The sequence below is a fragment of the Streptomyces sp. NPDC048255 genome, assembly GCF_040652415.1.
Lineage (GTDB): Bacteria > Actinomycetota > Actinomycetes > Streptomycetales > Streptomycetaceae > Streptomyces.
Genome location: NZ_JBEZMA010000003.1, coordinates 31,560 through 57,847 on the forward strand (window position 1 = coordinate 31,560; position 26,288 = coordinate 57,847).

The following is a 26,288-nucleotide window of genomic DNA, read 5'->3' on the forward strand; positions in this document are numbered from 1 at the left end:
GTGTGGACTTGGACCGCTGTGGCGAAGACGCATTCGATCATGCTGTCGGGTTGTGGGCAAACAGAATGGTCGCGCCCGGTATGCCCGCGCCGGTTCCGCCGCCGGTTGGCCGGAAACGCGCGCAGCCGCGGACCGGTGCCGGTGACGGCGATCGAGCCGTCGGTGTCGGTGCGCAGCACGGTCGCCCCTGTCGACCGCAGTTGCGCGAGCGTACCGGGTGCGGGGTGCCCGTAGCGATTTCCCGCACCGACCGGGACGATCGCGAGGCGTGGCCGGATCCGGTCGTACAGGGCGGGTTCCTGGTGCGCGGAGCCGTGGTGGGCGACCTTGACCACATCCACCGGACCCCAGTGCGGACGCTCCCTCAAGAGGGCTTGCTGCGCGGGCGGTTCGAGGTCGCCCAGCAGGAGCAGGGTCAGGCCCGCGGCACGGACCAGCAGGGCCACGCTGGCGTCGTTGGGCCCCTCGGGCGGCGGGCCGGCCGGTGACGGCCACAGCACCTGCCAGTCCAGCGGCCCGGCCCGGCGCCGCTCCCCCTGCGCCGCCGCCACGACGGGTACGCCGGCGGCCGCCGCGGTCCGCCGGACGGCCGCCGCCTGCCCGGCCGGCTCCTCGAAGCCGGTGGTCTGAATCACACCCACGGTCCGGCCGCGCAGCACCCCGGACAGACCGGCCACGTGGTCGGCGTGGAAGTGCGTCAGCAGGAGCAGCGGAACGCTGCGCACGCCCAGCGCGCGCAGGCAGTCGTCCACCGGGCCGGGGTCCGGCCCGGCGTCCACGACCACGGCCGTGCCGGGGCCGACGGAGAGGACCGCGGCGTCCCCCTGGCCCACCGCGCACTGGACGTAGCTCCAGTCGGGCGGAGGCCAGCCGGTGACCGTACGGGTCAGCTGCGGCGGCCTCAGCACGACGAGGAGCAGCAACCCGGCAAGGCCGCAGCAGACCCACCGGCGCCGTACGAGGCGGGCTCCGAGCCCTACGGCGGCCAGCGTGACGGCGGCCAGCAGCAGACCCCCGGTGATCCCGCCCGGCCAGGGCAGCTCGGCGCCGGGCAGCCGCGCACCGGCCCGGGCGACGGTCGCGATCCATCCGGCGGGAACCCCCGCGCACCAGGCCAGCAGCTCCGCGGCCGGCATCCACAGCGGGGCCGCCGCGAGCGCGGCGAAGCCGAGCACGGTGGCCGGACCGGCCGCCAGCTCGGCCAGCAGGTTGCACGGCACCGCCACCAGGCTGACCCGGGCCGCGAGCACGGCGACGACGGGCGCGCACACCGCCTGGGCGGCAGCGGCGGCCCCGAGCGCTTCGGCGAGCCGGGGCCGCATCCCGCGCCGCCGCAGGGCCGCGCTCCACCGGGGCGCGAGCGTCAGCAGGGCGCCGGTGGCCAGGACGGAGAGCAGGAAGCCGTAGCTGCGGGCCAGCCACGGGTCGTAGAGCACCAGCAGCAGCACGGCGGCGGCCAGCGCCGGGATCAGGGACCGACGCCGCCCGGTGGCGATGGCCAGCAGGGTGACCGCCCCGCAGGCGGCTGCGCGCAGCACGCTCGGCTCCGGCCGGCACACCACGACGAACGCCAGCGTCAGCGCCGCCCCGCACATGGCGGTGGCCCCCAGGGACAGCCCGAGCCGGGGCGCCAGCCCGCGCCGCTCGGCCTGCTGGGCGCGGGCCGGGGGTCCGATGAGCAGGAAGAGCACCACGGTCAGGTTGGAGCCGGACACCGCCAGCAGGTGCAGCAGGTCGGTGGCGCGGAAGGCCGCGTGCAGATCGGACGGCACCCGGGAGGTGTCGCCGACCACCAGCCCCGGCAGCAAGGCCCTGGGATCCGGCGCGAGCCCCTCGGTCGCCTCGCGCAACCCGGCCCGCAGCCGTCCGGCGATCCGCTGCGCGGTGTCCGGTCCGCCCGTCACCCGTGGCGGGCTGTCACCGGCGGGGCGGAGCAGTGCCACGGCCCGCTCCCCGTCCCGCCCCGGGGCCAGCCGGGCGACCACCGCCAGCCTCGTCGAGGGCAGGAGCCCGTTCCACCCGGGGTGACCGGCCAGCACGCGCACTGGGGTGGCGACCCGGGTCCGCGACCCGTCGGGACCGGTCACCCGGGTCAGCACCGCGTCCAGCACCACCACGGGCGGCCCGGTCCCCTTGGACGTGACCCGCGGATCGGAGGCGACGGTGAACTCCGCGAGGACGCGGGCGTGCTCCCGGGCCAGCCCCACGACCGGCCCGGCCCGTGCCTCGGCCCGCTGGAGCCCCGCCACCCCGGCTCCGGCGGCCGCGCACAGCAGGGCTGCCGCCGCCGCGGCCCCGACCCTCCACCGCGGCCCGGGCCGACGCCACCCGGCCAGCATCAACAGCCCGGCCCCCGTCACCCCCAGGGCCACCGCGGCGGCGGTCCGGCCGGCCGGGGCGTCCAGTGCGAGGGCGGCCGCGGCCCAGGCGGCCAGCGCCGGCACCGCGAGCCGCAGGTCGACCGGCCCCGGCCCCTCGGCCCCGTTCACGGCCGCACCCGCGTGCGCAGGTCGGCGAAGCGCCGCTCACCGATGCCTTCGACCTGCCGGAGCTCCTCCACGGAACGGAATCCGCCGCGGGCGGTGCGGAAGTCCACGATGTGCTGCGCCAGCACCGGCCCGACCCCCGGCAGGCCGTCCAACTGCTCGACGGTGGCCGAGCCGAGGCTGATCGGGCCCGCGCTCGCACCGGAGCCCGGGCCGGCTCCGCCCCCGGGTGGCTGCGGCTGCGCCGGGACTCCCACCAGCACCTGCTCGCCGTCCACGAGCACCCGGGCCCGGTTCAGCCCGGTGGTGTCCGTGCCCGGCCGCACTCCCCCGGCCGCGGCCAGCGCGTCCTCCACCCGCGAACCGGCGGGCAGCCTCCGCACACCGGGGTCCCGGACCTTGCCGCCGACGTCCACGACGATCCGCGCACCGGCGCCCTCGGCGGCTCCGGGCAGAGCCGCTGCGGCCGGAACCGGAACCGGGGCCGGGATCACGGGCGGCGCGGTCCCCGGGGCGACCACGGCAGGCGCGGTGACCGGCTGCGGCCGGGCCGACCAGTACTGCTGCGCGGCGAACCCGACGGCGGCGAGCAGCACCACCGCCACGGCGGCCACCGTGCGCGGCTCGACCCCGCAGCGGGCCTGGAGCCAGACCGGCAGCCGTTCCCGCACGGCGGATCTCCACGCACCCCCGGAGACGGCCTCGCCCCCTTCCCCGGGACCGGTCCCGGGCACCGGCGAGGCAGCAGCCCGCACCTCCCCGGGCGCCCCGGCCCCGGAATCCTGCTCGGCCAAGGCACGAACTCTCGGCGGACTGCTGCCACCCGGCCCAGGACCGGCTCCGGACACCGGCCGCACAGGAGCCTGATCCTCCCCGGGCGGCCCGGCCCCCGGATCCGGCTCGGCCGAGGGAGGAACCCGCGGCGGACTGCTGCCGCCCAGCAGGGCTTCGGCCCGGCGCTGCACCGCGGCCGGCTCCGGACGGGGCCGGCGGTCACCGCGGCGGTGCCGGAGGCGGCCGTCGGAAAGGCGGGGGCGGCCCGGGCCGCTGGTGGCGCCGGAAGGATGCGAGGTACGCGTTCGAAGAGTCATGCCACGACCGTAGGGGCGAATCCCCACGGCCGTTCGGAGGCCTCAATTCCGGTGGATGCCAAGCCCGTTGTGGATAACCCGACCACCCGTTCCGGTGATCAGCGGGGCGATACGACCGCCGCCAGCAGCCCCGGTCCGGTGTGCGCGCCGATCACCGCGCCGACCTCGCTGACGTGCAGCTCGACCAGGCCGGGGATGCGCTCGCGGAGCCGCTGGGCGAGCTTCTCGGCCCGCTCGGGGGCGGCCAGGTGGTGCACCGCCACATCGACACTGCCCGAACCTGCGCGCTCGACCGCCAGCTCCTCCAGGCGGGCGATGGCCTTGGAGGCCGTGCGGACCTTCTCCAGCATCTCGATGCGCCCTCCCTCCAGCGTGAGCAGGGGCTTGACCGCCAGGGCCGAGCCGAGGAGGGCCTGCGCGGCGCCGATGCGGCCGCCCCTGCGGAGGTAGTCGAGGGTGTCGACGTAGAAGTACGCGGACATGTCCACGGCCCGCTTCTCCGCGGCGGCCACGGCCTCGTCGACGGAGCCGCCCGCCTCGGCCACCTCCGCGGCAGCGAGCGCGCAGAAGCCGAGGGCCATCGCGACCATGCCGGTGTCGACGACCCGCACGGGCACGGGGGCCGTCCTGGCGGCGACCACAGCGGCGTCGTAGGTACCGGAGAACTCGGCGGACAGGTGCAGGCTGACGATGCCGCTCGCACCGGCGTCCGCCGCCGCCCGGTAGGCCCGGACGAACTCCTCCGGGCTGGGGCGCGAGGTGGTGACCGAGCGGCGCTTCTGCAGGGCGAGGGCGAGACTGCGCGCCGAGATCTCGGTGCCCTCTTCGAGTGCCTCGCCGCCGAGCACCACGGTGAGCGGTACGGAGGTGATTCCGTGCCGCGCCAAGGCCGGTTGTGGCAGGTAGGCCGTGGAATCGGTGACGATCGCGACATGGCGGGACATGAGCCGGAGGTTACCGCCAGTGGGGGTGGGTCGGCAGCCTGGGCCCCTTGTCGGGGCATCGACGGGGCATCGGTCGCGGCCGTCTTGACGGCTCCGGACACCCCGAGGCCCGGCTGCCGCCATTGGGCTCCGGCCGCCGCCGGCCCCGGCCTCGCGCCCCTGCGGGGGCTCCGGCCGTCCGACGGGGTCCGGCCCTGCGGGACTTCTCCCCGGCCCTTCCCTGAACCGGAGCTCCGTCCCGGACCCCGGTCCTCAAACGCCGGACGGGCCGAAAGCGGCGCCCTCGCTCAGGTCGTGCTCTCCGGCCGTCGCGTTTTCTGCCAGGGGTATTCGGGCGCCGGGGCGGCCGGATTCAGCGCTGCCTTCTGAGGCTGCTCACGCTGCTGTGCCGGCTGTGCCTGCTGTGCGCCCTGCGCCTGCTGCGCCGCGTCCCACTCCGCGGCCGCCGCCGCCAGGTCGTCCACCGGCTCACGCGACCAGTCCCGCAGCGCCCCGGACTCCATCTCGATCTGCGCCGACAGCGCGGACAGGTCGTCCTCCGCGAAGCGGCTGGCACGGTCCCGCGCGGCCCAGCGCAGCGAGTCCGCGGCATGCGTGATCTTGGCCGTCCGCTCCCGCAGGTCGGGCAGGCGCTCCTCGATACGCCTGCGGTCCGGATCCTGCTCCAGCCGCTTCAGCTCGTCGTCCAGCTCGCGCCCGTGCGCGCTCAGCCGCTCGAACAGGGCGATCGACTCCCGCAGCGAGGCGTCCAGCCGGGCCCCCTCGTGCAGCGCCTGCTGGGTGGACCGCATCGACGTCCGCAGGTCCAGCCGCAGCTGCGCCAGCGCCCCGGTGACCCCGACCTGGCCGAAGCTCTTCGCCCTCAAGGTGGTGTCCTCAACGGTCCGGCGGGCCTGCGTGATCGTACGGTCCACGCCCCGCTTGGCCGCCCCCACCACCTTGACCGTGGCGTACACGCCCAGCCCCAGGAAGGTGAAAAGCACCATCAGCGCGAAGATGATCAACGCGGCCTCCATGAGTGTCCCTTCCCCAGTCCCCAGACAGCTGTTCTTCCGTCCCCTCCACCGTAAACGCAACGGGCAGGCCAGGGGTTCCATTCGAACCCCCAACCTGCCCGTACGGGATGTCCCCGACAAGTACCGGGACCACCCGGGTTCGGCTCAGATGACGATGTTGACCAGCTTCGGCGCGCGCACGATCACCTTGCGGATCTCCGCGCCGCCCAGCGCCGCGACCACGGCCTCATCGGTCACGGCCAGCTGCTCCAGCTCCGCCTCGGAGATCTCCGGCGAAACCTCCAGGCGCGCCTTGACCTTGCCCTTGACCTGCACCACGCACGTCACGGTCTCGTCCACGACGTACGCCGGGTCCGCGACCGGGAAGTCCTGGTGGACGACCGACTCGCTGTGCCCCAGGCGGTGCCACAGCTCCTCCGCGATGTGCGGGGCCAGCGGGGCGACCAGCAGCACCAGCCGCTCGGCGACCGAGCGCTCCAGCGGCCGGCCCGCCTTCGTCAGGGCGTTGTTCAGCTCGGTGATCTTCGCGATGGCGGTGTTGAAGCGCAGCCCCGCCATGTCCGCGCCGGCCCCGTCGATCGCCTTGTGCAGCGCCCGCAGGGTGTCCTCACCCGGCTCTTCGTCGACGACGGTGACCGCGCCGGTCTCCTCGTCCACCACGTTGCGCCACAGGCGCTGCAGCAGCCGGTACTGGCCGACGACGGCGCGGGTGTCCCACGGACGCGAGACGTCCAGCGGCCCCATCGCCATCTCGTACAGCCGCAGGGTGTCCGCGCCGTACTCCTCGCAGATCTCGTCCGGCGTGACGGCGTTCTTCAGGGACTTGCCCATCTTGCCGTGCTCACGCTTGACCGGCTCGCCCTGGTAGAACCAGCCGCCGTCGCGCTCCTCGACCTCGGCCGCCGGGACGTACACACCGCGCGAGTCGGTGTAGGCGTACGCCTGGATCATGCCCTGGTTGAACAGCTTGTGGAACGGCTCGGCGGACGAGACGTGCCCCAGGTCGAACAGGACCTTGGACCAGAAACGGGCGTACAGCAGGTGCAGCACCGCGTGCTCGGCGCCACCGACGTACAGGTCGACGCCGCCGTGCGGCGCGCCCTCGCGCGGGCCCATCCAGTACTGCTCGATCGCCGGGTCGACCAGCGCCTCGGAGTTGTGGGGGTCCAGGTAGCGCAGCTCGTACCAGCAGGAGCCCGCCCAGTTGGGCATGGTGTTGGTCTCGCGGCGGTAGCGCTTGACGCCCGCGCCGTCGCCCAGGTCCAGCTCCACATCGACCCACGCCTCGTTGCGCGACAGCGGGGTCTCGGGCTTCGACGCGGCGTCGTCCGGCTCGAAGGTGCGCGGGGAGTAGTCCTCGACCTCCGGCAGCTCCAGCGGCAGCATCGACTCGGGCAGCGGGTGCGCGACGCCGTCCTCGTCGTAGACGATCGGGAAGGGCTCGCCCCAGTAGCGCTGGCGGCTGAACAGCCAGTCGCGCAGCCGGAAGTTGACCGTGCCCTCGCCGATGCCGCGCTCGGCCAGCCACTCGGTGATGGCGGCCTTCGCCTCGACGACGCCCAGCCCGTCCAGCGAGATGCCTTCGCCGGAGGAGTTCACCAGCTCCGCGTCGTACGAGACGAACGCGTCGGCCCACTCCGCGGTGTCGGTGCCCCGCCCGTCGGTCGGCTTGACCACGCAGCGGATCGGCAGCTCGAAGGCGCGCGCGAACTCGAAGTCGCGGCTGTCGTGCGCGGGCACCGCCATGATCGCGCCGGTGCCGTAGCCCATCAGCACGTAGTCGGCGATGAAGACCGGGACCTTCGCGCCGCTGACCGGGTTGACCGCGTACTCGCCGGTGAAGACGCCGGTCTTGTCCTTGGCCTCGGCCTGCCGCTCGACGTCCGACTTCGAGGCGGCCTGCTTGCGGTACGCGGCGACGGCCTCGGCCGGGGTGGCGTACCCGCCGGTCCACACGTCGTGGGTGCCCTCGGGCCAAGCAGCCGGGATGAACTTCTCCACCAGCGGGTGCTCGGGCGCCAGCACCATGTAGGTGGCGCCGAACAGGGTGTCCGGACGGGTGGTGAAGACGGTGATCGCCTCGTCGCCCAGCGCGAAGTCGACGCGCGCGCCCTCGCTGCGGCCGATCCAGTTCCGCTGCTGCAGCTTGATGGCCTCGGGCCAGTCCAGCGCGTCCAGGTCGTCCAGCAGCCGGTCGGCGTACGCGGTGATCCGCATGTTCCACTGGCTCAGCCTGGACTTGAAGACCGGGAAGTTGCCGCGCTCGGAGCGGCCGTCCGCGGTGACCTCCTCGTTGGCCAGTACGGTGCCCAGCCCGGGGCACCAGTTCACCGGCGCGTCCGAGGAGTACGCCAGCCGGAACCCGTTCAGTACGTCGGCCCGCTCGCCCGCGGTCAGCTCGGCCCAGGCGCGGCCCCCGGGAACCTCACGGGAGCCGTCCTCGAAGGCGGCGACCAGCTCGGCGACCGGCCGGGCGCGACCCGCCTCGGAGTCGTACCAGGAGTTGTAGATCTGCAGGAAGATCCACTGGGTCCACTTGTAGTACTCGGGGTCGATCGTCGCGAACGACCGGCGCTTGTCGTGGCCCAGGCCCAGCCGGCGCAGCTGGACCTTCATGTTCTCGATGTTCGCCTCGGTCGACACGCGCGGGTGCGTGCCGGTCTGCACGGCGTACTGCTCGGCCGGCAGGCCGAAGGCGTCGAAGCCCAGGGTGTGCAGGACGTTGTGACCGGTCATCCGCTGGTGGCGGGCGAACACGTCGGTGGCGATGTACCCGAGCGGGTGCCCGACGTGCAGGCCCGCACCGGACGGGTACGGGAACATGTCCATGATGAACTTCTTGGGCCGTGCGACGACTGCCGCCGCCTGCGAGGAAGCAGCACCGGCCAGGTCACCGGCCGGGTTCGGGGCCTCGTAGGTGCCCTGCGCGTCCCATACGTCCTGCCAGCGAGCCTCGATGTCGGCGGCCATGGCAGCCGTGTAACGGTGCGCCTCGGCCGCCTCGGGGGCCGGGGTGTTCGTCTCGCTCATGATTTCTGAAGCTCCATCGATCGTCTCTGCCGTCTCTGCCTGCCCAAACGAAAAAACCCCTCGCACAGGAGGGGACGCCGCGCCGATGCCGACCGTCTCGAAGGGTCGGCGCTGATCAGCGCGGCTCGGTAAGCAGAAGGCGTACGGCACGCATGGCGTCAGGGTACCGCAGCGGCCCCTACGGGCGCTCGGGCGTTCCGAACGGTGAGCACGACGAGAAGCGGGCCACCCGATCCGGGTGGCCCGCTTCTTCACTGTGGAGCTAAGGAGAATTGAACTCCTGACCTCCTGCATGCCATGCAGGCGCTCTACCAACTGAGCTATAGCCCCTTGCCTTGCCTGCCGCCTGGCTCCCCTTGCCGGTTCCCCTTGGCGACGTCCCAAACATTACACGGTCATGGCCCTGGTCCAAAAATCGGTTTCCGCCGACCATGAGCCATGTCCGTTTTAGGCCTTCTTGTCACGCTCGCGCGAACTGATAGAACCGCTTCAGCGTGCAGTGCTCGTCGAGCAGCCGGCCGTAGATCGGCTCCCCCTCCAGCTCACGGTACGTCTCGATCGGGTCGCCTTTTATGATCAGCGCCCGCGCGCATTCCTCGCACCAGTACTGGTATTCGGGGTTGACCGGGTCCATGTCCCGCACGATCGGCGTGCCGTTGTTGCACCAGTCGCACCGCCGCCGGTGTGCACCCATCCGTCAGCGACTCCCTCCCGCGTCGGGCCGTCGACTCCCCCTCCGGCCGTCCGATTCTGCCACGCCGGTGCGGGCTGGGTCAGCAAGCGCAAAGGGTACAAAAACAAAGATCCCGCCCCCTGTTGGGGACGGGATCCTGATTGTGGAGCTAAGGAGAATTGAACTCCTGACCTCCTGCATGCCATGCAGGCGCTCTACCAACTGAGCTATAGCCCCGCTCTCCGCCGCGCTCCCCCCGTTTCCGGTGTTCTGCGCTGCGAACAAGAAGAACTCTAGCCTGTGACCAGCCGGAAAGTGAAATCCGGGTGGCAGCCCCGGCGGGCGGGCTCGGAGGAGCCGCTCAGTCGTCGTCGCCGAGCACCGGTTCCGGCAGCGTGCCGGCGTTGTGCTCCATCAGACGCCAGCCGCGGGCGCCCTCACCGAGGACGGACCAGCAGCAGTTGGAGAGCCCGCCCAGGCCCTCCCAGTAGTACGCGTCCAGGCCCAGCAGGCGGCCGATGGTCGTACGGATGGTGCCGCCGTGGCTGACCACGACGAGCGTGCCGCCCGCCGGCAGCCGGTCGGCGTGCCCCAGCACCACCGGCGCGGCCCGGTCGGCGACTTCGGTCTCCAGCTCGCCGCCACCGCGGCGGACCGGCTCGCCGCGCTTCCACGCCCCGTACTGCTCGCCGTACTTCTCGAGGATCTCGTCGTGCGTGAGGCCCTGCCACTCACCGGCGTAGGTCTCGCGCAGCGCCTGGTCGTGCTCCACGGACAGGCCCGTCACCGCGGCCAGCTCGGCGGCCGTGGCGGAGGCCCGCCGAAGGTCGGACGCGACGATGGCGTCCGGCTTCAGCGAGGCGAGCAGCCGGGCGGCGCGGCGCGCCTGCGCCACTCCCGTCTCGGTCAGCTCGATGTCCGTGGATCCCTGGAAGCGGCGCTCCAGGTTCCACGCGGTCTGGCCGTGGCGCCAGAGGACGATCTTCCTGGGGTTCCTGCCCGTGTCGGTCGTGCTCAGAACAGATCACCGTCCAGCTCGTCGTCACCGGCCGCCTCGCGCAGCTTCGCGTGCTCCTCCGCCTTGCCCTTGGTGAGCTTGGCGTCCTCGGGGAGCTCGATCTCGGGGCAGTCCTTCCACAGGCGCTCCAGCGCGTAGAAGACGCGCTCCTCGCTGTGCTGGACGTGGACGACGATGTCGATGTAGTCGAGCAGGATCCAGCGGGCGTCGCGGTCGCCCTCGCGGCGCACCGGCTTGGCGCCGAGCTCCTTGAGCAGGCGCTCCTCGATCTCGTCGACGATCGACTTGACCTGGCGGTCGTTGGGCGCCGAGGCGAGCAGGAAGGCGTCGGTGATCGACAGCACGTCGCTGACGTCGTACGCGATGATGTCGTGCGCGAGCCGGTCGGCCGCGGCCTGGGCGGCGGCGGTGATGAGCTCGATGGAGCGGTCCGTGGCGGTCACTGGCCATGCTTTCGGGTTGGCGGGCAGATCCTTACAAGGGTCTCATGTACCGCCGACACCGCCCGCGCGGAACGTTCCGCGCGGGCCGGGCCGCATGTCAGAGGCCCCGGGGGGCCCGGTTCAGGACGCCTTGTAGTCCTTGCCCAGGATCACCACGACCTCCGCGTTCACCGCGTTCTCGGCCTTCTTGACGACCGTCTCCGCCAGCCCCAGCGTCTTGGCGACCTCGATCGCCCGCTCCCGCTGCGCGTCGTCCTGGTACGTGATCTGCGACGAGGCCGCCGTCTTGTCGGCCTTGCCCCCGTCCACGAAGGTGTAGCCGCCGTTCAGCAGCGCCGCCTTCGCCGCGACCTGCGTCTTCTCGTCGCCGGTGGCGTCCTTGAGGCCGACCCGCGGCGCGGCGCCGGCCTGGGCCGCCTGGGCGGATCCGCCGAGGACCTCCTTGACGACCGTCTTGTTGGCCTCGTCGGTGAGGGTGCCGTCCGCCTTCACGGCGAGGACGTCGGTGCGGTAAGCGCCGCCCTTGGCGTGCTCGCCGAGCCGGGCCAGCAGGGCGCCGAGCGCCTGCGCGTCCAGAGCGGGGTCGAGGATCTGGCCCATGCTCTCGACCGTCATGGCCGCCGATTTCGGGTCGCCGGGGACCTTGCGCAGGACGGCGTACAGGACCTTGCCCATCCGCTCCAGCTGCTTGGCCTCCGCCTCGCCCTGGCCGCGGTGGGTGGCGTACGCCACGGCCATGGGTCCGCTGAGGCTCTGCTTCTGGCCCTGGGACACGGCCGGGGTCTTGGCCGCGTCGTCGGCCGGGACCGCGGTGTCGGTGTCGACCTCGATGCCGCCGACCAGCTCGACCAGGTTCTCCAGGAACGGCGTGTCCAGCCGCCAGGTGCCGCCGATGCGGGTACCGAGCACCGAGTCGAGGGACTCGCGGGTGCCGAGGCCGCCCTCCTCGACCGCCTTGCCGAGCCCGGTGGCCGTGCCGTCCGGGCGGGAAATGCTGAGGGTGTTGGGCAGCAGGACGGTGGCGCCCTGCTTGGTGGTCACGTTGTCGACGAGCAGCGCGGTGGAGGTGCCGCCCTTCTTGGTGTTGTGCAGGTGGACGACGATCATGTCCCGCTTCTGGGCCCCGGCCGCGTCGGCCGTGGCGGCCTTCTTCTGCCCCGGGCCCTCCACGAACGGCAGCTTGCCCGCGTACCAGAGGTAGCCGATGCCGCCGACGACGAACACGGCGAGGACGACGATCAGCGCCACCACCCGGTTGCGGCCGCGGCGGCGGGCCTCCTCGCGGCGCTCGGTGCGGCTCTCGGTGAACTTCAGCCAGTCGATGACGTCCTCGGACTCCTCGTCCGGCTGGTCGATGAAGGCGAACATCTCGGTGCGGTAGTCCCGGCCCGCCTCGGGCTCGTCGGCGGCGGGCCGGCGCGGTTCGGGGACCTGCGCGGTCCGCTGGCGCTCCGGTTCCGGCCGGGGCGGGGCCGCGGGCGCCGCCGGCTCCGGGGCGCTCTGCTGCGGGATCCACTGCTGGGGCTGCTGGGTCTGCTGGGGCTGCTGCGTGTCGTACCCGTAGGAGGGGACGGCCCCGGGGTCGGGGTACTGCTGCTGCGCGTACTCCTGGGCGGCGGGCTGCGGCGGGTAGTACTGCTGCTGCGGCTGCCGGCCGTAGTCCTGGTAGCCGGGCTCGTAGCCGTAGCCGTACTGCTGCTCGTACGAGGCCCCGGGCCGCTGCTCGTACTGCTGCGGGGCGGGCGGGGCCGGGTGGGCGGGCTGCGCGGGCACCTGGCCGTACAGCGGCCGCCCGTACGCGTCGTAGCCGATGAGCTGCTGCTCCTGGCCGGCGTACGGGTCGTACGGCTCGTACGGCTCCTGTCGGTCGTTCACCGCGGGGCCCCTCTCTCCGGAAGCTCAGGCTCCCCGGTACAGCTCACGCTTGTCGATGTAGCGCACGACGCCGTCCGGCACCAAGTACCAGACAGGATCCCCCTTGCCGACCCGTGCACGGCAGTCCGTGGACGAAATGGCCAGCGCGGGCACCTCGACCAGCGAGACGCCGCCCTCGGGCAGGCCGTCGTCGGTGAGCACGTGGCCCGGCCGGGTGACTCCGATGAAGTGGGCGAGCGAGAACAGTTCCTCGGCGTTCCGCCAGGTCAGGATCTGTGCGAGGGCGTCGGCACCGGTGATGAAGAACAGGTCGGCGTCGTCGTTCAGCGCCTTCAGGTCCCGCAGGGTGTCGATCGTGTACGTCGGGCCGCCGCGGTCGATGTCGATGCGGCTCACCGAGAACTGGGGGTTCGAGGCCGTGGCGATGACCGTCATGAGGTAGCGGTCCTCGGCGGGCGACACGGCCCGCTGCGACTTCTGCCACGGCTCGCCGGTCGGGACGAACACCACCTCGTCGAGGTGGAAAAGGGCGGCCACTTCACTGGCGGCCACCAGGTGTCCGTGGTGGATCGGGTCGAATGTCCCGCCCATCACGCCGAGCCGGCGCTTGACCGGGCCGGTAGGCATCTCCTGCTCTCCCATGAGCGCAGAGCCTACTGGCCCGGTGGAGCGGTCCGGCTCCGCAGTCGGGCGCGGGAACGACGCCCCCTAGCGGTCGCGGTTCAGGCGCGTGGTCACCCAGAGCATGAGGAGGAGGATGAAGAGCGCGGCGCCACCGGTCAGGTACGGGTTGAGGCTGTCGTGGTTGCCGCCGTGCTTCTCGGCCCCCTCCGAGGCGAGGACGACCAGGTTGTGGGCGGTGGAGGAGAGGCTCATCAGGCAGGTACCTATCGAGTCGGGGAGCGGGCGGAGACTTCGCTCACATCGTATGCGGGGGCCTGGGGCACGCTCACGCCGACTCAGGCGTTGGAGAGGATAGACGCAATGCCAAGCAGTTCCATCGAGGGGGAGGGCGCTATGACGGAGACGGGCTTCGAGAAGGCACCGGCGCGGGACCGCAGGAGGTTCCCCGGTATTTCCTCGCGGGCGTACGAGCATCCGGCGGACCGTTCGGCGCTGGTGGCGCTGCGCAAGCTGAGCGGGTTCGACACCGTGTTCAAGGCCCTGAGCGGGCTGCTTCCGGAGCGCAGCCTGCGGCTGCTGTTCCTGTCGGACTCGGTGCGCGTGGGCGAGACGCAGTTCCCCCACCTCTACGCGATGCTCCGCGACGCCTGTTACATCCTGGACCTGGAGAAGGTCCCGCAGATGTACGTGCAGCAGGACCCGAAGCCGAATGCCATGTGCATCGGGCTGGACGAGCCGATCATCGTGGTGACGACGAGCCTGGTCGAACTGCTCGACGAGGAGGAGATGCGGGCGGTGGTGGGCCACGAGGTGGGCCACGCCCTGTCGGGGCACGCCGTGTACCGGACGATCCTGCTCTTCCTGACGAACCTCGCGCTGAAGGTGGCGTGGATCCCGCTGGGCAATGTGGCGATCATGGCGATCGTGACGGCGCTGCGGGAGTGGTTCCGCAAGTCGGAGCTCTCGGCGGACCGGGCCGGGCTGCTGGTGGGCCAGGACCTCCAGGCCTCGATGCGGGGCCTGATGAAGCTCGCGGGCGGCAACCACATCCACGAGATGAATGTGGACGCCTTCCTGGCCCAGGCCGATGAGTACGAGTCGAGCGGCGACCTGCGCGACTCCGTCCTGAAGATCATGAACATGCTGCCGCGGACGCACCCCTTCACCACGGTGCGGGCCGCCGAGCTGAAGAAGTGGTCGGAGCACCGCGACTTCCAGCGGATCATGGACGGCCACTACCCCCGGCGGGACGAGGACAAGGACACCTCGGTGACCGACTCCTTCCGCCAGTCCGCGGCGCACTACGCCGACTCGGTGCGCACCAGCAAGGACCCGCTGATGAAGCTGGTGGGCGACATCGCCGGGGGCGCGGGCGACCTGGGCGGCAGGCTCCGCGACAAGTTCACCGGCGCCGGGTCGGGCGCCGGTACGGGTACGGCCGCGGGCCCGACCGCCGAGGGCAAGGGCGGGGCTACGGAGCAGGGCTGACGGCCGCCGAGGCCTCCTGCCCCGGCTGCGGGGCGGGGCCGGCCGCCGGGGCCTCCCGGCCCGGCTGCGGGGCGGAAGACTGGGTGCCGGGCTGCTGGGTACCGGGCTGTGCCATGACTCCGCACAGCCCGGCCGAGCGGCGCGGGTTGCCGCCGGCGTACGGGTCGCTCGCGGCCGGGCCCACCGTGGTCGGGCCGGCTCCGGCCAGGAGCGGGCGGAAGCCCGCGGCCGGGTCGGCGGAGCAGTCCTGCGGTCCGGCCATCACATAGGCCGATGCCAGCTCCGCGCGCCGGGCGGTGAGGTCGTCACGGTCGAAGCGCAGCCGCAGCTCGCGCCGGACGGTGAAGAGCGAGGCGCCGTCGTCCGCGGCCGGGGCTCCGGTGGCCGGACGTACGGCGTACACGAAGGTGTGGTCGGTGATCACCTCCAGGACGTCCGGGGTCACCTCCTCGAAGGCGAGGGTGCCGTGCACCCGGACCTTGGCGTCGGCCATGACGGCGGTGCGCGGGTCGAAGCGGACCAGCCAGCCCGTGGCCGCGTGCCTGCCGTCACCGGAGGGCGAGGCGATGCTCCGGTCGAACTGCGTCAGCTGGCCGGGGTCGAGCAGGACCCGTACGGGCCGGGAGGCGCTGCCGGCCAGGACGTCCGGGTCCAGCGAGGACTGCACCAGGTAGTCCTTGGCGACGGACAGCGCGGCACCGACCTGGCCGTCGGTGAAGTGCTGGGTGCGGCGTACGGCCGGCAGGGTGATCCCGGCCGCCCCGACGCGGTACTCGGCGGCGGGGCTGCTCGCGTACAGCTCGGCGGGACGGCCGCCGGGGACGGCCTCCGTGGGCGCGAGCGGGACCACGGTGCTGACGAGCGGCTCGACATGGCCGTCGGCCGGGGGTACGTACGGATTGCGCAGCCCCATGTAGACGGCGGCGGCGAAGGCCGTGGCGATGAGCAGCACGAGCAGCATGCCCTGCCGGGCGCCCCGGCCGGGGGTGCCGGTGCGGTGTACGGGGCCGCCGCTGGACCAGATGGAGCGGCTGCGGACGGCGCGGGCGTGTTCGCCCATGCGTTCCTGGGCGGAGAACTCCTGGAGCCGGGCAGCGCGGACGAAGTCCTCGTCGAACACCACCGACCGGTACTCGTCCGACCGGAACTCGTCGTCGCCTCCGCCGGTGTTCTCGGGGGTGCCGTTGGGTGGATCTCCGGGCGCTGCCATCGCTTCTCCCCGCTGTCCCCGCTTCAGAGAAGCCCCCAGCTCCATTGTGGGCGAGCGGGGTCGTATCTTCAGGGTTGGCGGCCGACGGGGTACGTAAACGCGCCCACGCCGGTGACTTCCCTCAGGGGGGTGCTGGCGGGCGCCGGGGCGGGGTCCGCCTCGCTCGAAGCGCTGCGGTAGACGGCGCTGAAGGCGAGCGCGACCATGCCGAGGCCCATCACGAAGGCCAGTACCCAGGCGACGGGGCGCAGCCAGGGCGAGCGGCCGCGGTAGGGGCGCAGGCTGCCGCCGTAGGCCCCGTACGGGCCGTCGGGGTAGCCCCGGCCGTAGCCGCGCTCGTACTCCCAGCCGTGGTCGTCGGGGCCGTATCCGTCGGGGTGGCCGTAGCCGTAGGCGTCGTAGTCCTCGTCGCCCGTCCAGCCGCCGGCCACGGCGGCGCGGGCCGCTTCGTCCGCACGGGCCCGGTCGGCGGCTCGCTGGCGCTCGGCGGCGCTCAGTTCATGGATCTGGGCGTTCCGGACGAAGGCCTCGTCGAACACCACGGAGGCGAAGTCCTGATCCGCGCCTCCGCGGTCGTCGTCGGGCTCCCCGTCGTCCGGGAACGGATTGCCCCCCACGTCGTCCGGCACAGGAGCAGCGTAGACCCGGGGGGCGGCTTTGGGCAGGGTGTGCGCCGGATTCCGGCCACGCCGTGTCCAGGTGGCGGTTACCGGATGTGACCGTCGCCGGTGACGATGTACTTGGTGGAGGTGAGCTCGGGAAGGCCCATGGGGCCCCGGGCGTGCAGCTTTTGCGTGGAGATCCCGATCTCGGCGCCGAAGCCGAACTGACCACCGTCCGTGAACCGGGTGGACGCGTTCACGGCCACGGTGGTCGAGTCGACCAGCTGGGTGAAGCGGCGCGCGGCGGCCTGCGAGGTGGTGACGATCGCCTCGGTGTGGCCGGAGGTCCAGCGGCGGATGTGGGCGACCGCCTCGTCGAGCGAGCCGACCACCGCGGCGGCGATGTCGTAGGAGAGGTACTCGGCGGCCCAGTCCTCGTCGGTGGCGGGCAGCGCGGTGACCTTGGAGCCTTCGGCTGCGGCCAGGACCGCGGGGTCGCCGTGCACGGTGACCCCGGCAGCGGCGAGGGCGTCGAGGGCGCGGGGCAGGAAGGCGGCGGCGATGTCGCGGTGGACGAGGAGGGTCTCGGCGGCGTTGCAGACGGAGGGCCGCTGGGCCTTGGAGTTGATGAGGATGTCCACGGCCATGTCCAGGTCGGCCTGGGCGTCGACGTAGACGTGGCAGTTGCCGGTACCGGTCTCGATGACCGGGACGGTGGACTCCTCGACCACGGTCTTGATGAGCGAGGCACCGCCGCGCGGGATGAGCACGTCGACGAGGCCGCGGGCGCGCATCAGCTCGCGGACGGAGTCGCGGGACTCGCCGGGGACGAGCTGGACGGCGTCGGCGGGCAGGCCGGCGCTCTCGACGGCGTCGCGCAGGATGGCGACGAGGGCGGTGTTGGAGGCGTAGGCGGAGGAGCTGCCGCGCAGGAGGACGGCGTTGCCGGACTTGAGGCAGAGGGCGGCGGCGTCGACGGTGACGTTGGGGCGGGCCTCGTAGATGATGCCGACGACGCCGAGGGGGACGCGGATCTGGCGGAGGTCGATGCCGTTGGGGAGGGTGCTGCCGCGGACGACCTCCCCGACCGGGTCGGGGAGGGCGGCGACGTCCCGTACGTCGGAGGCGATGGCCGCGATCCGCTCCGGGGTGAGGGTGAGGCGGTCGATGACGGTCTCGCTGGTGCCGGCGGCGCGGGCCTTGTCGGTGTCGACGGCGTTGGCCGCGATGATCTCGGCCGTACGGGCCTCCAGCGCGTCCGCGATCGCCAGCAGGGCCGTGTCCTTGGCGGACCGCGGGAGTGGGGCGATGTCCGCGGCGGCGGTGCGGGCGGCTCGCGCGGTGGCGAGGACGGGCGAGGTGGCGGTGGCGGCATCGAGCGAGGTCATGCCGCCAGGGTAGTGCCCGGGCCGGCTCGGCCGACGGGGTTTCCACCCCGCGAGACGCCTGGCGGCGGGCCGGCGGTCGCGCTGCGCGTGGGGTCCTGGCGGCTTGGCCTGTGCGGCTGCGGTGGCTCGGGCCGGTACCGCTGCGCGGGGCTTCCCGGCGCTGCCCGGGCCCGCGCCTCAATCGCCGGCGCGGCTCCAAAATCCTGGGCTCGGCCCGGACCCCGCGCCTCAGTCGCCGGCGCGGCTCCAAAACCCTGGGCTCAGCCCGGACCCCGCGCCTCAGTCGCCGGCGCGGCTCCAAAACCCTGGGCTCAGCCCGGACCCCGCGCCTCAGTCGCCGGTGCGGCTCCAAAACCTGGGGCTCCGCCCCAGACCCCGCGCCTCAAACGCCGGCGGGGCTGGATGGTGCCCGGGGCTGATACCCGCCAGCGCTCTGCGGCGCCCAGGGCTGGGGTTGTTGCTCAGCAGGGCCGGGTGGGGCCCCGGCGGGGCTGGGGAGTGCCCGGCAGAGCCGGTGTTGTGCCCGGCAAGGCTCGCTGGCGCCCGGGACTGGGATGTGCCCCGGCCGGGCCGGTGCACACCAAGGCGGGGCCGGCGCCCGGTGGGCCGAAGCCTCCGCCAGCCGTCGCCGGACGGGGGCGGCCTCAAGAAGGCGAGGGTCCCGCCCAGCGGACGCCGGACGGAGTCCGGCGCAGCGGCGCGCAGCCCGGGAGGCCCGCCAGGGCCGAGCGGCGCGAGCGGCGCGTGAAAAAGGCAGGGCCCGCCACAGCCGAGCGGCGCGGCCGGCGCGTCAAAAAGGCAGGGCCCGCCACCGCCGAGCGGCGCGGCCGGCGCGTCAAAAAGGCAGGGCCCGCCACCGCCGAGCGGCGCGAGCGCCGCGTCAAAAGGGCAGGGCCCGCCAGGGCCGAGCGGTGCGAGGGCTGCGTCTAGTAAGGGTGCACGCCCACCGGGTGGGCCGGGGGTGGGCCGTAGCCTTCGGCCACGCGTTGGTGGTAGGTGGCGCGGTCGATGACCTCCAGGCCGACGATCTCCCAGGGCGGGAGCTGCGCCGAGGAGCGGTGCTCGCCCCACAGGCGCAGGGCCACGGCCGCCGCGTCGTGGAGGTCCCGGGCCTCCTCCCAGTAGCGGATCTCCGCGTGGTCGTCGGCGTACCGGCTCGTCAGCAGGAAGGGGTGGTCGTGAGCCAGTTGTTCGAGGCCGCGCCGGACCTCGGACAGCGGTGCCGGCCTGCCGGACACGCTGAGGGTCACGTGCCAGAGGCGGGAGGCGTCCGGTTCGTGGCCGCCCCCGTGCCCGTTCCTGTGGTCGCCGCCGTCACCGTCCCCCGGACCGACGCTGGTCAGCGCTCGTCTCACCAGCCGCCTCCTGTCTCCGCCACGCGTGTGTCCGCCCCTCACAGTTGACCAGTCCCCGGCCGACCGCGCGGTGGTTTTGCCGAACCTCAGCCCTGCAGCAGGACCAGATCGTCACGGTGGACGACCTCGCGCTCGTACGCGGGTCCGAGTTCCCGCGCGAGCTCGCGAGTGGAACGGCCGAGGAGCTGCGGGAGCTCCTTGGCGTCGAAGTTGACCAGGCCCCGGGCGACCGCCCGGCCGGAGGTGTCGCGCAGCTCCACCGGGTCCCCCGCCGTGAACTCGCCCTCGACCGCGGCGATGCCCGCCGGGAGTAGGGAGCTGCCGCGTTCCGTGACCGCGCGCACCGCGCCGTCGTCGAGTACGAGGTGGCCCTGCGGGGTGGAGGCGTGCTGGAGCCAGAGCAGCCGGTCGGCCGAGCGGCGGCCCGTGGCGTGGAAGTGGGTGCCCGTGGCGCGGCCGGCCAGGGCGTCCGCGGCCTGGCTGGCCGAGGTCAGCACCACCGGGATGCCGGCCGCGGCCGCGATCCGCGCCGCCTCGACCTTGGTGACCATGCCGCCGGTGCCCACGCCCGCCTTGCCGGCACTGCCGATGGAGACGTGCGCGATGTCCTCGGGTCCGTGGACCTCGTCGATGCGGGTGGTGCCGGGCTGCGCGGGGTCGCCGTCGTAGAGGCCGTCCACGTCCGAGAGGAGTACGAGGAGGTCCGCGCGGACGAGGTGGGCGACCAGGGCCGCGAGCCGGTCGTTGTCGCCGAAGCGGATCTCGTCCGTGGCGACGGTGTCGTTCTCGTTGACGACGGGCAGGGCCCCCATGGCCAGCAGCTGGTCCAGGGTCCGGTAGGCGTTGCGGTAGTGGGCGCGCCGGCTGGTGTCGTCGGTGGTGAGCAGGACCTGGCCGACGCGGACTCCGTACCGGGCGAAGGAGGCGGTGTAGCGGGCGACGAGCAGTCCCTGGCCGACGCTGGCGGCGGCCTGCTGCCGGGCCAGGTCCTTGGGGCGGCGGCGCAGGCCGAGCGGGGAGAGTCCGGCGGCGATGGCTCCGCTGGAGACGAGGACGATCTCCTTCTCCCCGCCGCTGCGGGCCTTGGCCAGGACGTCGACCAGTGCGTCCACCCGGTCGGCGTCGAGTCCGCCGGCCGCTGTGGTCAGGGAGGAGGATCCGACCTTGACCACGATCCTGCGGGCGTTCACGACACCTTGCCTAGCCGCTGACACGTCTGTCCCCTTGCCCCTTGCCGAAATGCCTGCCGTCTCAATCTACGGGGTGGGTGCGAGGGGCTGCTCGGGGGTTTCAGACCCTGGACGACGGTCCCGTCTCCGCCTGCCGCGCCTCCTGGGCCCGGGCGGCGCCGGGGACGAGGATCCTGCGCGAGAGCAGGAAGGTGAACGGGATGGCCACGACCGCCGCGACGAGCGGGGCGATGCGGGTGTCCATCCCGGCCCAGGTGACCAGGGCGTAGAGGCCGGCGGACTGGATGACGTAGTTGGTGACGTTCGTCAGCGGGAAGAGGAAGAACTTCTTCCAAGTCGGCCGCGTCCGGTAGGTGAAGTAGGTGTTCATGAAGAACGAGCCGACCATGGCCAGGACGAAGGCGAGGGAGTAGGCGGCGAAGTACGGCATCCACGGGTGCAGGAGCAGGTAGATGCCGAAGAAGGTGGCGGTGTTCACCCCGCCCACCAGGGCGAAGCGGAAGACCTGGCCGAGCTGGTCCCTGGGGCTCATCCGGCGGTCCGGTCCGAGACCCGGTCCCCGCCCGGCCCCTGGCCCGGCTGCCCGCCCGGTTCCCGGCTCCGCCCCGCGCTCCCCCGCGCGAGCCCGTCCCCGACGCCTCGCGGGAGCGGGTCGGCTCCGTGCGACTCCTTGACCAGGAAGTGCGGACGGCGCTTGGTCTCGTAGTAGATGCGGCCGATGTACTCGCCGATGAGACCCAGCATGACCAGCTGGACGCCGGCGAGGCCGACGATCATCGCGACCAGGGTGACGTAACCGGGAGAGTCGACCCCGTTGGTCATGGCCATGACCGTGATCCACAGGGCGTACAGGCCGGTCAGGGCGACCAGCGACGCGCCGAGCCAGATCCCGATGCGCAGCGGCCGGTTGTTGAAGGAGATCAGGCCGTCCATGCCGTAGTTCAGCAGCGCGCCGAACTTCCACTTCGTCTCGCCGGCCTCGCGCTGCGCGTTGCGGTAGTCGAAGTGGACGGTGTCGAAGCCGATCCAGGAGAACAGGCCCTTGGAGAAGCGGTTGTACTCGGGCAGCGCGAGCAGGGCGTCGACGGCCGGGCGCGACAGCAGGCGGAAGTCACCGACCCCGTCGGTGAGCTCCACGTCGACCCAGCGGTTGACGCCCCGGTAGTAGAGGCTGCTGAGCGCGGAGCGGAGCTTCTTGTCCCCCTCGCGCGTGCGGCGGGCGATGATCTGGTCGTGGCCCTGCCCGTAGTAGTCGAGCATGGTGGCGATGAGCTCCGGCGGGTGCTGGAGGTCCGCGTCCATGATCACCACGGCGTCGCCGGTGGACTCGCGCAGGCCCGCGAGCATGCCGGCCTCCTTGCCGAAGTTGCGGCTGAAGGAGACGTACCGGGTCTGCTCCCCGTGATCTGCGGCGATCTTGCGGAGTTTGCCGAGAGTTCCGTCACGGCTTCCGTCGTCGATGTAGCAGACCTCGTACTCGACGGGGAGGGCGTCCAGGACCCTGCGGATCTCCACGTCGAAGCAGTCGATGACAGCCTCTTCGTTGTAGCAAGGGACAACTACAGACAGCTTCGTCATGAACACTTCCTGCTGGGTCCGATCGGGTGATTGTCAGCCACCGGACCCGTCCCTCACCTCTTCCTTAGAAGTATGTGAAGAGAGGTTCGGGCGTCGGTCGGCCTGCCTGAGCCGCGGGCGGCACACGGTAGCTTTGACGAGATAAGCGGAACGAGCTGAACGAAACGCAACGAAACGAAGGGATCGAGGTGCACGTGCCCGACGTCTCCGTGGTCGTCATCGTCTACAACGACGCAGAGCGTCTGTCGACAGCAGTCCAGTCGGTTTTGGACCAGACCCTGCACGGGGTCGAGGTCGTGATCGTCGACGACTGCAGCAAGGACCGCTCGTACGCGGTCGCCCAGGAACTGGAATCCGCGCATCCGGGGAGAGTGCGCGCCTTCCAGCTGCCGGAGAACAGCGGCGGCTGCGGCGCGCCGCGCAACCACGGCATCCAGCAGGCGACCGGCACGTACGTGATGTTCCTGGACAGCGACGACGTGCTGGAGCGCAATGCCTGCCGGAACATGCTGGCCGCCGCCGAGCGGACCGGTTCCGACCTGGTCTCGGGCATGTGCGTCCGCGTGCACCTCGACAACCGGTGGGGCAAGACCACCGAGTGGTACCCCTGGATCTACTCGCGCACGCGCACGCTGGAGTCGATCACCGAGTACCCCGACCTGCTGGTCTACGACACCCTCTCCACGAACAAGTGCTACCGGCGCGCGTTCCTGCTGGAGCAGGGCCTGGAGTTCCCGGTCGGCATCCACTACGAGGACCTGCTGTTCTCCGCGCAGGCCTACGTCGCCGCCCGCCGCATCACCCTGATCCCGAACCACGTCTACTTCTGGAACGTGGTCGAGAAGGCCGCGGCGAAGTCCATCAGCAACCGGCGCCACGAGATCGCGAACTTCGTCCACCGGATGGAGATCCACCGGCGCGTCGACGAGCTGCTGGCCGCCAAGGGCCACACGGACATCAAGTCCGCGAAGGACGCCAAGTTCCTCAAGCACGACCTGGTGCTGCACCTGCGCGACCTGCCGCTGCTCGGTGACGCCTACCGCCAGGAGTTCGCCCGGCTCGCCAACGGCTATCTCGCCGGTATCGACCCGGCGGCCTACGAGAACGTCACCTACCTCCAGGCCATCTGCGCCTACCTGCTCGGCAAGGAGGACTGGGAGAACCTGATCCCGGCCGCCGACGCCATGACCAACAAGGGCCGGCTCTCCTCCCCCCTCGCCGAGCGCGACGGCCGGATCTACTGGTGCGCCCAGCACATCGACGACGCCGGCGACCCGGCCGCCACCGAGGCCCGCCGGATACTGGACGTCACCGAGCAGGGCTTCCACACCACCCCGCTCCCCTCCCTCCAGCTCGGCAACCGCCTGACCTCCTACGAGGACGACGGACGCGGCACCGTCACGCTCTCCGGCGCCGTCGTGAACCCGCTGGGCCGGATCACGGCCGACGCCGAGCTGTCGGCCTCGCTCGAATTCCGGGCCCGCCGGCAGATCGGCGTGCGTTCCTTCAGCTTCCCGGTGTCAACCGTCCGCCACGCCGGTGACACGATCGAGTGGAGCGGCACCGCCGACATCGGCAGCACCGTGCGCCCGCTCGGCATCATCGACGCCGTCTGGGACGTCCGGCTGAAGCTGACGGCCGGCAGGGACAAGATCACCACCCGGGTCTCGGTCGGCGGAGTCGACCTGGAGTCGGCGGCCCGCCTGCGCGTACGGCCGCGGCTGACCCGGCTGGTCTCCGACCGCTTCGAGCCGGAGGTCACCAAGAAGGGGAACCTCTCCTACGTCCTGACCGCCGAGAGCGCCGCTGCCGTCCGCACCCAGAGCCTGATCAACAACGCCATACAGGGCAAGGCGGCCAACGTGGTCAAGCGGGGCCTGCGCAAGGCCCTGCGGGTCCGCCGGAGCATGGGCTCCGGCGAGCAGAAGGTGAAGATCTACCACGAGGTCTTCTCGAAGCTGCCGGTCAAGAAGGGCACGGTCGTCTTCGAGAGCCACATGGGCAAGCAGTACAGCGACAGCCCGAAGGCGATCTACGAGGAGATGGTGCGCCAGGGCGTGCCGTTCGAGGCGGTCTGGTCCTACGCGGGCAAGCCCACCGGCTTCCCCAAGGAGGCCACCCTGGTGCGGCGCTGGAGCTGGCCGTACCTGCGGGCGCTGGCCCAGGCCGAGTTCTGGGTCGACAACCAGGGCTTCCCGCTGGCGCTCGCCAAGCGCCCGGGGACGACGTACATCCAGACCTGGCACGGCTCCGCCCTCAAGCGCATGGGCTTCCACGAACCCCGCACCAAGGCGCAGGGCCGCGCGGGCCAGAACCGCTTCCAGGCGGCCGTCGACCGCTTCGACCACTTCCTGATCCGCTCCGAGCACGACACCCGCACCCTCGCCAAGGCCTTCCGGCTGCGCGACGAGGTCCTGCTGCGCACCGGCTACCCGCGCAACGACGCCCTGGTCGAGGCACAGCAGGCGGAGGCGCAGAGCGGTGAGCGCGTCCGCGGCCCGCTCGCGGCGGAGCTCGGCATCGACCCGGAGAAGAAGGTGCTGCTGTACGCGCCCACCTTCCGGGCGGGTGCGGACGGCGCGGTGGAGGGCTTCGAGTTCCCCTTCGACGTCGAGGAGTTCGCCGACCGGCTCGGCGACCGCTTCACGCTGCTGGTGCGGACCCACTACCTCAACAGCGTCTCGCTGCCGCCGTCGGTGGCCGGCCGGGTCGTCGACGTGTCCCGGCACCACGACATCACCCCGCTGCTGGCGCTGGCCGACGGGCTGATCACGGACTACTCCTCGGTGATGTTCGACTACGCGGTCCTGGACCGGCCGATGTGGTTCTTCGCGTACGACTACGAGAAGTACGCCACCGACATCCGCGGCACGTACTTCGACCTGAAGGAGAAGGCCCCGGGCCCGGTCGTGGCCACCGCGGACGAACTCCTCCAGGCGCTGGCCGCCTTCGAGGAGGCGGACGCCAAGTACGCCGAGGCTCGGCAGCGTTTCCTCACCGAGTTCGGCGAGTACGACCGCGGGGACGCGGCGCGCCGGATCGTCGAGAAGTTCTTCATCAGGAGCGGCAAGTGAGCCAGCAGACCGCCGCCCCCGGCGGGCGGGACATCTTCCTCGTCTCCAACAGCGTCGACGAGCTCGGCGGCGTGACCACCTGGTCCCACCAGATGGCCAGGCTGTTCACCGACCGCGGGCACCGGGTGCACATCGTCGGTATCGCCCCGGTGGCCGAGGAGATCCGGCAGAAGCTGCCGCAGGACCTCCCGTACGCCATGACCACCCTGTACGACGCGCACCCCCCGAGCGCGCGCCGGCTGCACGGCCTCAAGGGCCGGCTGAACGCGCCCGAGCGGCGCCGCCAGGCCGCCCGCCGGGCGAAGATGCGGGCCAAGGCGGAGCAGCTGAGCGAGCTCTTCCGCGCGGCCGGCCCGGGCAGTGTCGTCATCGTCACCCAGGTCTGGGCGATGGAGTGGGTGGCGCTCGCCGACACCAAGGGGCTCAGCGTCATCGGGATGAGCCACGAGTCCTTCGAGGCCAGCCAGAAGTCCACCCGCGGCGAGCGGGTCCGCCGGTACTACCCGGAGGTGGACCGGCTGCTGGTGCTGACCGCCGAGGACGCGGACCTGTGGATCCGGGCGGGCATGGAGAACGTCGGGAGCATGCCGAACCCGCTGCCCTTCATGCCCCGGACCCCCGCTCCGCGGACGGAGAACGTCGTGGTGAGCGTCGGCCGCCTCGCCTTCGAGAAGGGCGTCGACCTGCTCCTCGACGCGTGGGCCGACGCCGCCCCGCACCACCCCGACTGGGTCCTGCGGATCTACGGGGCGGGCGTGGAGGAGCCGGCCCTGCGGGCGCACTGCACCTCGCTGGGGCTGGACGACTCCGTGGAGTGGATGGGCAGCACCGACGACGTACTGGGCGCACTGCGCGGGGCCTCGGTCTTCGCGCAGGCCTCCCGGGCCGAGGGCTTCCCGATCACGCTGCTGGAGGCGATGGCGGCGGGCGTCCCCGCGGCCGCCTTCGACTGCGCGCCGGGCGTACGGGAGATCGTCGAGCACGGCGAGGACGGGCTGCTCGCCCGGCTGGGCAACACGATGGAGCTGGCCGGGCACCTGCGGGTGCTGATGTCGGACCGTGAGCTGCGCGACCGGCTCGGGGACGCCGCCTTCCATTCGGTGAAGCGTTACTCCAGCACCGAGATCACCGACCGCTGGGAGGCGCTGTTCGCCTTCCTGGAGCGCTGACCGCGCCCGCAGGAACAGAGAGAGCCGCCCGCCC

At 72.3% G+C, this 26,288-nt stretch carries 20 protein-coding genes, 2 tRNA genes and 1 pseudogene; 3 read left to right on the plus strand and 20 right to left on the minus strand.

Annotation, left to right across the window (positions count from 1 at the left end):
* Nucleotides 1-116: 116 nt before the first annotated feature.
* From AB0D94_RS04090 to AB0D94_RS04150, 13 genes and pseudogenes are all read right to left on the minus strand, one after another.
* A pseudogene (locus tag AB0D94_RS04090) lies at nt 117-2,339 on the minus strand (ComEC/Rec2 family competence protein); the annotation flags it as partial.
* A gap of 146 nt (nt 2,340-2,485) precedes the next feature.
* Nucleotides 2,486-3,157 carry a ComEA family DNA-binding protein gene (locus tag AB0D94_RS04095; RefSeq protein WP_362045119.1) on the minus strand — a complete coding sequence of 224 codons (672 nt, stop codon included), beginning with the start codon at nt 3,155-3,157 and terminating at the stop codon, nt 2,486-2,488.
* Nucleotides 3,158-3,675: 518 nt separating this feature from the next.
* Entirely contained in the window at nt 3,676-4,521 is an 846-nt protein-coding gene (locus AB0D94_RS04100) for a DegV family protein (protein ID WP_362045122.1), read from the minus strand.
* Between the two features lie 287 nt (nt 4,522-4,808).
* Nucleotides 4,809-5,537, minus strand: coding sequence for a hypothetical protein (locus AB0D94_RS04105; RefSeq protein ID WP_362045124.1), 729 nt, complete (start codon nt 5,535-5,537; stop codon nt 4,809-4,811).
* Nucleotides 5,538-5,681: 144 nt separating this feature from the next.
* Nucleotides 5,682-8,567 carry a leucine--tRNA ligase gene (gene leuS, locus AB0D94_RS04110; protein ID WP_362045127.1) on the minus strand — a complete coding sequence of 962 codons (2,886 nt, stop codon included), beginning with the start codon at nt 8,565-8,567 and terminating at the stop codon, nt 5,682-5,684.
* A gap of 257 nt (nt 8,568-8,824) precedes the next feature.
* Nucleotides 8,825-8,897: transfer RNA gene (locus tag AB0D94_RS04115), tRNA-Ala, on the minus strand.
* Nucleotides 8,898-9,027: 130 nt separating this feature from the next.
* On the minus strand, nt 9,028-9,261 hold the full coding sequence (locus tag AB0D94_RS04120; protein ID WP_031145414.1) for a hypothetical protein: 234 nt from the start codon (nt 9,259-9,261) through the stop codon (nt 9,028-9,030).
* Nucleotides 9,262-9,404: 143 nt separating this feature from the next.
* A tRNA-Ala gene (locus AB0D94_RS04125) sits at nt 9,405-9,477 on the minus strand.
* Nucleotides 9,478-9,601: 124 nt separating this feature from the next.
* Complete coding sequence (locus AB0D94_RS04130; protein ID WP_362045771.1) at nt 9,602-10,258, minus strand: histidine phosphatase family protein; 657 nt, start codon at nt 10,256-10,258, stop codon at nt 9,602-9,604.
* Complete coding sequence (gene rsfS, locus AB0D94_RS04135) at nt 10,255-10,701, minus strand: ribosome silencing factor (protein ID WP_030297201.1); 447 nt, start codon at nt 10,699-10,701, stop codon at nt 10,255-10,257. Before rsfS ends, AB0D94_RS04130 begins: the two co-directional genes overlap by 4 nt.
* Before the next feature lie 120 nt (nt 10,702-10,821).
* The gene (locus tag AB0D94_RS04140) at nt 10,822-12,576 is read right to left on the minus strand and encodes an LCP family protein (protein WP_362045132.1); all 1,755 of its coding nucleotides are present in this window, start codon (nt 12,574-12,576) and stop codon (nt 10,822-10,824) included.
* 24 nt (nt 12,577-12,600) lie between these two features.
* Nucleotides 12,601-13,218 (minus strand): nicotinate-nucleotide adenylyltransferase, encoded by a 618-nt coding sequence (gene nadD, locus AB0D94_RS04145; RefSeq protein ID WP_362045135.1) that lies wholly within the window; start codon nt 13,216-13,218, stop codon nt 12,601-12,603.
* Between the two features lie 66 nt (nt 13,219-13,284).
* A complete protein-coding gene (locus AB0D94_RS04150) occupies nt 13,285-13,452 on the minus strand; it encodes a hypothetical protein (RefSeq protein WP_362045138.1) in 168 nt (55 codons plus the stop codon).
* A 141-nt stretch (nt 13,453-13,593) separates the two neighbouring features.
* On the opposite strand from AB0D94_RS04150, the gene AB0D94_RS04155 reads away from it, so the two are divergent.
* Entirely contained in the window at nt 13,594-14,688 is a 1,095-nt protein-coding gene (locus AB0D94_RS04155) for a M48 family metallopeptidase (protein WP_362045774.1), read from the plus strand.
* Here AB0D94_RS04155 and AB0D94_RS04160 read toward each other — a convergent pair.
* The 7 genes from AB0D94_RS04160 to AB0D94_RS04190 form a co-directional block, all read right to left on the minus strand.
* The gene (locus AB0D94_RS04160) at nt 14,672-15,898 is read right to left on the minus strand and encodes a hypothetical protein (protein WP_362045141.1); all 1,227 of its coding nucleotides are present in this window, start codon (nt 15,896-15,898) and stop codon (nt 14,672-14,674) included. The genes AB0D94_RS04155 and AB0D94_RS04160 overlap by 17 nt on opposite strands.
* Nucleotides 15,899-15,966: 68 nt before the next feature.
* A complete protein-coding gene (locus AB0D94_RS04165) occupies nt 15,967-16,527 on the minus strand; it encodes a hypothetical protein (protein ID WP_362045144.1) in 561 nt (186 codons plus the stop codon).
* A 77-nt stretch (nt 16,528-16,604) separates the two neighbouring features.
* A complete protein-coding gene (locus AB0D94_RS04170) occupies nt 16,605-17,888 on the minus strand; it encodes a glutamate-5-semialdehyde dehydrogenase (RefSeq protein WP_362045147.1) in 1,284 nt (427 codons plus the stop codon).
* Between the two features lie 926 nt (nt 17,889-18,814).
* Nucleotides 18,815-19,243: a hypothetical protein gene (locus tag AB0D94_RS04175; protein ID WP_362045150.1), complete on the minus strand. Its 429-nt coding sequence runs from the start codon at nt 19,241-19,243 to the stop codon at nt 18,815-18,817.
* A gap of 86 nt (nt 19,244-19,329) precedes the next feature.
* Entirely contained in the window at nt 19,330-20,457 is a 1,128-nt protein-coding gene (proB, locus tag AB0D94_RS04180) for a glutamate 5-kinase (RefSeq protein WP_362045153.1), read from the minus strand.
* 76 nt (nt 20,458-20,533) lie between these two features.
* Nucleotides 20,534-20,965, minus strand: coding sequence for a GtrA family protein (locus AB0D94_RS04185; protein ID WP_362045156.1), 432 nt, complete (start codon nt 20,963-20,965; stop codon nt 20,534-20,536).
* Nucleotides 20,962-22,011, minus strand: coding sequence for a glycosyltransferase family 2 protein (locus tag AB0D94_RS04190; RefSeq protein ID WP_362045159.1), 1,050 nt, complete (start codon nt 22,009-22,011; stop codon nt 20,962-20,964). The genes AB0D94_RS04185 and AB0D94_RS04190 overlap by 4 nt, the downstream gene beginning before the upstream one ends.
* 188 nt (nt 22,012-22,199) lie before the next feature.
* On the opposite strand from AB0D94_RS04190, the gene AB0D94_RS04195 reads away from it, so the two are divergent.
* Both AB0D94_RS04195 and AB0D94_RS04200 read left to right on the plus strand, forming a co-directional pair.
* The gene (locus AB0D94_RS04195; protein ID WP_362045162.1) at nt 22,200-25,085 is read left to right on the plus strand and encodes a bifunctional glycosyltransferase family 2 protein/CDP-glycerol:glycerophosphate glycerophosphotransferase; all 2,886 of its coding nucleotides are present in this window, start codon (nt 22,200-22,202) and stop codon (nt 25,083-25,085) included.
* Entirely contained in the window at nt 25,082-26,254 is a 1,173-nt protein-coding gene (locus tag AB0D94_RS04200; RefSeq protein ID WP_362045165.1) for a glycosyltransferase, read from the plus strand. Before AB0D94_RS04195 ends, AB0D94_RS04200 begins: the two co-directional genes overlap by 4 nt.
* Nucleotides 26,255-26,288: the final 34 nt, after the last annotated feature.

Excerpts from the sequence above, each read along its gene's own strand:
- AB0D94_RS04170 (WP_362045147.1), bottom strand. The coding sequence starts at position 17,888 with ATGACCTCGCTCGATGCCGCCACCGCCACCTCGCCCGTCCTCGCCACC.
- nadD (WP_362045135.1), bottom strand. The coding sequence starts at position 13,218 with ATGGGAGAGCAGGAGATGCCTACCGGCCCGGTCAAGCGCCGGCTCGGC.
- AB0D94_RS04150 (WP_362045138.1), bottom strand. The coding sequence starts at position 13,452 with ATGAGCCTCTCCTCCACCGCCCACAACCTGGTCGTCCTCGCCTCGGAG.
- AB0D94_RS04100 (WP_362045122.1), bottom strand. The coding sequence starts at position 4,521 with ATGTCCCGCCATGTCGCGATCGTCACCGATTCCACGGCCTACCTGCCA.
- AB0D94_RS04105 (WP_362045124.1), bottom strand. The coding sequence starts at position 5,537 with ATGGAGGCCGCGTTGATCATCTTCGCGCTGATGGTGCTTTTCACCTTC.
- AB0D94_RS04120 (WP_031145414.1), bottom strand. The coding sequence starts at position 9,261 with ATGGGTGCACACCGGCGGCGGTGCGACTGGTGCAACAACGGCACGCCG.
- AB0D94_RS04155 (WP_362045774.1), top strand. The coding sequence starts at position 13,594 with ATGACGGAGACGGGCTTCGAGAAGGCACCGGCGCGGGACCGCAGGAGG.
- AB0D94_RS04185 (WP_362045156.1), bottom strand. The coding sequence starts at position 20,965 with ATGAGCCCCAGGGACCAGCTCGGCCAGGTCTTCCGCTTCGCCCTGGTG.
- AB0D94_RS04160 (WP_362045141.1), bottom strand. The coding sequence starts at position 15,898 with ATGGCAGCGCCCGGAGATCCACCCAACGGCACCCCCGAGAACACCGGC.
- leuS (WP_362045127.1), bottom strand. The coding sequence starts at position 8,567 with ATGAGCGAGACGAACACCCCGGCCCCCGAGGCGGCCGAGGCGCACCGT.
- AB0D94_RS04190 (WP_362045159.1), bottom strand. The coding sequence starts at position 22,011 with ATGACGAAGCTGTCTGTAGTTGTCCCTTGCTACAACGAAGAGGCTGTC.